The following is a 5507-nucleotide window of genomic DNA, read 5'->3' as shown; positions in this document are numbered from 1 at the left end:
ACGAACACCTTTCCGAAACAATAACACTTGACTTCCTTTCCGAAAAATTCTTTATAAATAAATACCACCTGTGTAAGCTGTTCAAGAAAAATACGGGATACACACTAAGTCAATATATCAATCATAAACGCATACTTCTTGTACGCGAACTGCATACGCAAGGTCAGTCACTCCTTGAGGCAAGCACCAATGCCGGTTTTAATAATTACTCGCATTTTTACAGACAGTACGTCAAAAAAACAGGTATGACGCCAAAAAATATGAATTAAAAAAGGGAGATACATCTGTTGTATCTCCCAATTAGTTTATTTCATTTGATTTTCGTAGCTTTCAATCATCTTTTTAACCATCTGACCGCCTACACTGCCGGCTTGTTTCGCTGTCAGTTCACCGTTATAGCCTTGACCAAGTGTTACGCCTACTTCTCTTGCTGCTTCCATTTTGAATTGTTCCAATCCTGCTGTTTTGCTTTTCTTTGACATGATTATTTCTCCTTTACATAAAGTATTTAAGTGAGTAATTAACTCATTCATAATTTATGTAAAATACGAAAATATAAACATACAATTTTTACTAATTCATAACAATGTCATCACTGATTATACTTTCGGCACGTTTACGAAGTCCGCTGTACTTTTCGGACTCCAAATGTCTGTCCTCAACCATAATCTTTTTTGCCGCCTCCTGCGACATAGCAAGAATATCTCTGTCCTCAAACAGATTCGCAATTCTCATTTCAGGCAAACCGTGTTGACGTGTGCCGAAAAAATCACCCGGTCCGCGAAGTTTTAAATCCTGTTCACTTATATAAAAACCGTCGTTTGAAATACACATAGTTTCCATACGTTTTTTAGTCACTTCATTTTTACCGTGTGCAAATAATATGCAAAATGCCTGTGCATTGCCACGTCCGACACGGCCTCTAAGCTGATGAAGTTGCGACAGTCCGAATCGTTCGGCATTTTCGATAACCATAATATTTGCGTTCGGTACGTTTACGCCGACTTCAATTACCGTTGTCGATACAAGTATGTTAATCTCTCCGCGCACAAACTCGTCCATTACTTCCTCTTTCAGCTTTGCTTTCATTTTTCCGTGCATAAGACCGATTTTGAACTCGGGAAATATCGCCTGCAACTTTTCCGCAAGCATTTCGGCATTTTGCAAGTCGCTCGTTTCCGTTTCCTCAATCAACGGACATACAACGTACGCCTGCATACCTGCACTTACGTTTTTTTGTAAAAATGCAAAAATGCGTTTTCGCATACTTTCACCGACTGCGTACGTCTTAACGGGCTTTCTTCCCGGCGGTAATTCATCAATAACCGATATATCCAAATCGCCGTACAAAATAAGTGCAAGTGTTCGCGGTATCGGCGTTGCCGACATAATAAGCATATGCGGATTATTTCCCTTTGCCGCAAGTTTTGCCCTTTGTTCAACGCCAAATCTGTGTTGTTCGTCGGCCACCACAAATGCAAGGTCATAAAACTCCACCGCGTCTTGAATTATCGCGTGAGTTCCGACAACAACGTCTGCGACACCTGTCGCAATCAAGTCGTATGCACGTCTTTTTTCCTTAGCTCGCATACTTCCGGTAAGCATTACCACCGTTATACCCGTACCCTTGAAAAATTCAGCCAATGTTTCTGCGTGCTGAGTTGCAAGAATTTCGGTCGGCGCCATCATTGCGGCTTGATGACCGTTTTTTACGGCGGTATAAATTGCCGCCGCCGCAACAGCCGTTTTACCGCTTCCGACATCACCTTGAACAAGTCTGTTCATCATCTTACCGCTCTTGCAATCCTTCAAAATTTCATTCAGCGTTTTCTTTTGTGCGTTTGTAAGCGAAAACGGCAGATTATCCGTAAATTCATGCACACAATTTATATCTTCAAACACAATACCGTCCTGCGATGTATTTATATCCTTTCTTCCGCTTAACGCAAGCTGAAGCACAAGCAGTTCTTCAAATACAAATCGTTCTCTTGCAATGTTGTAGCTTTCAAAGTTTTCGGGAAAATGTATGTTTTTCATTGCAAAATTAAGCTCTGCAATGTGATATTTTTCTCTTATATCGGACGGAATATATTCCTCCATTCGTCCAACTTCCTTTATTGCAAGCTCCATTGTCGACTGTAAAATTTTCTGCGTCAGTCCGCTTGTAAGCGGATAAAGCGGTACTATTTTACCCGTAAATCTCTCTTTACCCTCTTGTTCACAAACAGGGTTCACCATTTCAAGTTTACCTCTGTTCTTAGTTACCTTGCCGTATAAAACATACTTATCGCCCGTCTTAAACTGATTTTTTACATATCTGTTATTGTACCAAACCACATTCAAAACACCCGATTCGTCCGATACAATCATTGTTGAAATAAGCATATTCCTTCTTACTCTTGTTTCTCTGACAGGCGAAAAAACGGTAATGCTCACGCACACCGTTTCTCCCTCGACACAGTCGGCAATATCTTTCTTTTCCGTTCTATCCTCATGAGAACGCGGAAAATAGTAAAGTAAATCTTCGACTGTCTTTATTCCTTTTTTTGCGAATAATTCGGCTCTTTTCTCGCCGACACCTTTCAAATATCTTATATCCTTAGGCATATTCTGACTCCATAATATTATTCTGCGGAAATAATATAGTAGTAAAGCGGCTGACCGCCTTTCTTAAACGAAACTTCGATTTCATCGTCCGCATACTTTGTTTCAAGTGCTTTAAGCATCACATCAGCCTGCGGTTTCTTGATTTCCTTACCGTAATATACGTTCAAAAATTCAGTATCTTCATCAACCATCTGTGAAACTACCCGGTTAAGTACATCATCAATATCCTTGCCTACCGTTACGATTTTACCCTCAACCATTCCGAGAATATCATCTTTTTTAATTTCAATACCGTCGATTTCCGTATCACGAACAGCATAAGTAAGCTGACCCGATGTAACTCTGCCGATAGCCTTATTCATAGCCTTTTCATTAGCCTCTGCCGACTTTTTATCATTAAATTCCACCATTGCACTTATACACTGCGGAACTGACTTTGACGGAATTACAACGATTTTCTTATCCTCAACAAGTTCTGCGGCTTGATTTGCGGCCATAATAATATTTTTATTGTTCGGGAACACATAAACCGTCTTTGCCTTGACACGTTTTACGGCTTTCAAAATATCGTCCGTACTCGGATTCATTGTTTGTCCGCCCTCAATAACTCTGTCAACGCCAAGGTCTTTAAGAATATTTGTAATTCCCTTACCCATACATACCGCTACAAAACCGTAATCCTTTAATTCAACAGGTGCTTTCGGTTTAGGAGCTTTTTTAGGCTTTTCAGTCTTTTTCTCCGCCTTGACTTCCGCTGTTTTAACTTCGGCATTTTCCGAAGTCTGTTCATTACTTCCGTCAATAATAGACTTGTGCTGATGCTTCATATTATCTATTTTTAAATTAATCATTTCACCGAGTTTTATAGCCTCTTCAAGCACAAAACCCGGATGATTTGTATGAATATGCACCTTTACGATTTCATCATCGTCAATTACAAGCATACAGTCACCCTTTGGGGCAATAGTATCTCTGAACGTACTTACGCTAAGACCTTTTTGCTTTTTCTCAACGATAAATTCCGTACAATATTTAAACTTTATATCTTCTGTCTTAATTGCCTCTTGTGACTTTTTCTTTACAGGAGCAGTCTGCATTTCAAGTGCTTCGCCTTGTCTTTCAACAACATTACCGCTCTTTAGATAAGACAGTGCACCCTCAAGCACAAACATCCAGCCTTGACCGCCTGCGTCAACAACGCCTGCCTGTCTTAATGCAGGTAGCATTTGAGTTGTCTTTTGAAGTGCCTTGTTACCTCTTTTAATAGCACTCTCCATTACGTCAATAATGTTTTCGTTTGTATTTGCGGCAAGCTGTGCACCTGTTGCGACTTCACGCGAAACAGTAAGAATTGTACCCTCTGTCGGCTTCATTACCGCCTTATATGCCGCATCCGAGCCGTCTTTTAAAGCAACTGCAAGTTCTTCCGCATTACATTCTGTTTTGCCTTTAAGGCTCTTTGATATACCTCTGAAAAACTGTGACAGGATAACACCGGAGTTACCTCTTGCACCTCTTAGAGTTGCGAATGACATTGTATCAGCCGCTTTTGTAAGAGTTGTGTCGCCTTTTTTCAAAAGTTCAGTCGCCATAGCCGTTGCGGTAAGCGACATATTTGTACCTGTATCGCCGTCCGGTACCGGGAAAACGTTAAGTTCATCAACAGTTTTTCTGTTATTATATAAATTATTTGCTCCGCTTATAATCATTTGAGCAAATGTGTTTCCGTTAAGCGTATTAATTTTAATCACCCCTAATCAGTTTTAGTCAACACGGACACCTTCAACACGAACATTAATTCTGTTCACTTTAATTCCAACTGTATTTTCGATAGTATATCTGACTCTGTTCACAATACTTTTACATATTGTATTAATATTTATGCCGTACTCAACGATAAGATGTATTTCTACGATAACTCCGCCTTCTTCAACTGTTATGCTGATACCTTTAGTCATACTGTCAGGCTTTAGGAGATTCACAATTCCGTCTTTTTTATTTCTCGATGCCATTCCGACAACGCCGTAACACTTTGTCGCAACCGCACCCGCAATTTCAGAGATAACGTTGTTTGAAATGGTTACCTCGCCTAAATCACCACTTGTTTTAAGTACCATCGCTCTATTCATTCCTTTCAATTCAAAATAATCCAAAATATCTATATATCTTTATTGTACTATAAAATTCAAAAATAGTAAATACCATTTTGAAAAAAAGGCACTTGCATTGACTTAAAATAAATTATATAATAAAAAGGAGCCTGCCGAGGCTCAAAAAATCACATCTTGCGATGTAATTTTTGAATATTTTGGTAGATAAATCAGAGGTTATATATTATGAGCAAACATTCAAAATTAATGAATTTTCTTTCGGGTATGCCTGATTTTGTTTTTGACTATATCGAAATTGCGTATAACGGCGAAAGCATTAATACACAAATCGGTTACAGTATAGATATTAAGACATTTTTGGAATATCTGCAAAAATTCAATTTCAGTTATATAGAAAAAATTGAAGATTTCACGGTAGCTGATATGGAAAAAGTTACGCTCCGTGATTTAAACGCTTTTACGGCATATCTAAAAGAATACGAAACCGACACCGTTTCGATTGACGGCAAACACATTAAACGAATCCGCCGCAACAGTGCTTACGGCATAAACCGTAAACTTTCAGGAATACGCGGACTGTTTTCGTATCTTTACAAAAACGACTTGATTTCTCAAAACGTAACGGATAAGTTGGATTTTAAAAAACTGCATCAAAAAATGAAACGTCCGCTTACATCACAAGAAACCGTCAACCTTCTTGACGTGATATATAACGGTGAAAAATATTATACAGGCCGTGACCTTACGGAATACAAGAACAGAAAAAAACGTGATATTGCACTTTTTACC

The 5507-nt window shown here is 39.0% G+C and carries 6 protein-coding genes; 2 read left to right on the top strand and 4 right to left on the bottom strand.

Going from position 1 to position 5507, the window contains the following annotated elements; genetic code table 11:
- Nucleotides 1-269: helix-turn-helix domain-containing protein (locus ACLTU0_RS10385; protein ID WP_412322373.1), on the top strand; the 269-nt coding region annotated here is incomplete at its 5' end.
- Nucleotides 270-305: 36 nt separating this feature from the next.
- Here ACLTU0_RS10385 and ACLTU0_RS10380 read toward each other — a convergent pair.
- The 4 genes from ACLTU0_RS10380 to ACLTU0_RS10365 all read right to left on the bottom strand — a co-directional run bounded on the left by ACLTU0_RS10380 (nucleotide 306) and on the right by ACLTU0_RS10365 (nucleotide 4736).
- Nucleotides 306-482 carry an alpha/beta-type small acid-soluble spore protein gene (locus tag ACLTU0_RS10380; protein WP_022230459.1) on the bottom strand — a complete coding sequence of 59 codons (177 nt, stop codon included), beginning with the start codon at nucleotides 480-482 and terminating at the stop codon, nucleotides 306-308.
- A 91-nt stretch (nucleotides 483-573) separates the two neighbouring features.
- The gene (gene recG, locus ACLTU0_RS10375) at nucleotides 574-2607 is read right to left on the bottom strand and encodes an ATP-dependent DNA helicase RecG (protein WP_412322372.1); all 2034 of its coding nucleotides are present in this window, start codon (nucleotides 2605-2607) and stop codon (nucleotides 574-576) included.
- Between the two features lie 17 nt (nucleotides 2608-2624).
- On the bottom strand, nucleotides 2625-4358 hold the full coding sequence (locus ACLTU0_RS10370) for a DAK2 domain-containing protein (protein WP_412322371.1): 1734 nt from the start codon (nucleotides 4356-4358) through the stop codon (nucleotides 2625-2627).
- A 12-nt stretch (nucleotides 4359-4370) separates the two neighbouring features.
- Nucleotides 4371-4736, bottom strand: a complete 366-nt coding sequence (locus tag ACLTU0_RS10365; protein WP_308456414.1) for an Asp23/Gls24 family envelope stress response protein — start codon at nucleotides 4734-4736, stop codon at nucleotides 4371-4373.
- A 207-nt stretch (nucleotides 4737-4943) separates the two neighbouring features.
- Between ACLTU0_RS10365 and ACLTU0_RS10360 the strand changes: the two genes are divergently transcribed.
- Nucleotides 4944-5507: hypothetical protein (locus ACLTU0_RS10360; RefSeq protein ID WP_412322369.1), on the top strand; the 564-nt coding region annotated here is incomplete at its 3' end.

This window comes from Hominilimicola sp., from assembly GCF_046972485.1.
GTDB classification, from domain to species: domain Bacteria; phylum Bacillota; class Clostridia; order UBA1381; family UBA1381; genus Hominilimicola; species Hominilimicola fabiformis.
The sequence above is the reverse complement of the archived record's forward strand: the minus strand, read 5'-3'. Positions and strand labels throughout refer to the sequence as shown.

Excerpts from the sequence above, each read along its gene's own strand:
- recG (WP_412322372.1), bottom strand. The coding sequence starts at position 2,607 with ATGCCTAAGGATATAAGATATTTGAAAGGTGTCGGCGAGAAAAGAGCC.
- ACLTU0_RS10380 (WP_022230459.1), bottom strand. The coding sequence starts at position 482 with ATGTCAAAGAAAAGCAAAACAGCAGGATTGGAACAATTCAAAATGGAA.
- ACLTU0_RS10365 (WP_308456414.1), bottom strand. The coding sequence starts at position 4,736 with ATGAATAGAGCGATGGTACTTAAAACAAGTGGTGATTTAGGCGAGGTA.